This window comes from Bathymodiolus azoricus thioautotrophic gill symbiont, from assembly GCF_001298715.1.
Classification (GTDB): domain Bacteria; phylum Pseudomonadota; class Gammaproteobacteria; order PS1; family Pseudothioglobaceae; genus Thiodubiliella.
Window position 1 is genome coordinate 1 of record NZ_CDSC02000106.1, and the last position, 1,077, is coordinate 1,077.

Genomic DNA, 1,077 nt, shown 5'->3' on the forward strand with positions numbered 1-1,077 from the left:
CTCAGGTGCTAAACAACATCAAAGCGTTTAAGCCGTTGCTATCTTGATTTAAACGAACAACAAAACAAGCCCTGCCTAAACAAAGGAGGCTTAAGCACACCTGAAAAACCTAAACGATCCAAAATATCGAATAATTTGTGCTGATCTTATCAAATTGAGGGTATTGTCTGTACTTTTATGGATGCAAGACTTGAATGGGGTAGTTTTTTAGGATTTTGATTGGTATTTTTGGGTTGGGTGGTTCTATTTTTGGATTTGGGTTTAATAAGTCCATTGAGTGTTCGCTTTGTTGGCAATGACTTCACTGGCATCAATATCAAGGGTGATGTTTTTGCAATGATTAAGCGTGGCTTTAAGCACAATTTTATTGACCTTTTGTAGGGCTTTGATTCCTTAGTTGTCTTTGGCAGTGTGGGTAAGTATCATCCAAGCACTGCCCACCTTCGTGTTGGCTTAATATCAAGGTATTGATAAAAGTGGAGGCTTTGAGTGCACAATTGCTACCAAGGACTGGGAAGTGTTGGTCAATGGTATTAGGCAAACTCAATGTGTTAATGGTATGTGTAGTAGCAAGTAGCTCAATACGAGTGGTTAAAAGTTCGTTAGTAGAAGGCAGTTTGTAGTTTAAAATGTTCATCAACGCAGTAAGGTTTGGTTGTGCATAAAGGGGATATGATTGTCTTTTGTGTTTTCACCCAATGGGTGAAGCGGTTTTTTGGTTGAAACCATTATACCAACTGGGCTTTGTGCGTTTTTTTAATTTCTATTTTTGGATTAAGATACTTTATTTAGATTGGTTTATTTTTTATAAATGGTACAATTGAGTATTTGATATACTGATGAAACTACCAGCAAAGGTTTGTTCTTGAGTGGTTGTAATGCGCATGTTTTTATAAAAATTTTTTTTACCATAAATTGATGATAAATTTGAGTTATTTTTAGTTTGAGTGGTGGTTTTTTTTGGTTTAATGCAAAGGTCTTCCTTTGCATAAATAAGAACAGCAAGGAAGTGTGCTATTTTTGTCATCTATTTGGGTTGAGCTAATAGAATAGGTTCAAACATATTTATTTCTGATG

General features: G+C 35.4%; 3 protein-coding genes. 1 reads left to right on the forward strand and 2 read right to left on the reverse strand.

Features of this window, described 5'->3' with window-relative positions; genetic code table 11:
- Positions 1-249 precede the first annotated feature (249 nt).
- Complete coding sequence (locus BAZSYMA_RS10515) at positions 250-381, forward strand: hypothetical protein (RefSeq protein WP_277621608.1); 132 nt, start codon at positions 250-252, stop codon at positions 379-381.
- On the opposite strand, the gene BAZSYMA_RS02115 is transcribed toward BAZSYMA_RS10515, so the two are convergent.
- A complete protein-coding gene (locus BAZSYMA_RS02115) occupies positions 365-637 on the reverse strand; it encodes a hypothetical protein (RefSeq protein ID WP_090715134.1) in 273 nt (90 codons plus the stop codon). The two genes, BAZSYMA_RS10515 and BAZSYMA_RS02115, sit on opposite strands and share 17 nt — an antisense overlap.
- A 168-nt stretch (positions 638-805) precedes the next feature.
- Complete coding sequence (locus tag BAZSYMA_RS02120) at positions 806-1,027, reverse strand: hypothetical protein (RefSeq protein WP_090715137.1); 222 nt, start codon at positions 1,025-1,027, stop codon at positions 806-808.
- Positions 1,028-1,077: the final 50 nt, after the last annotated feature.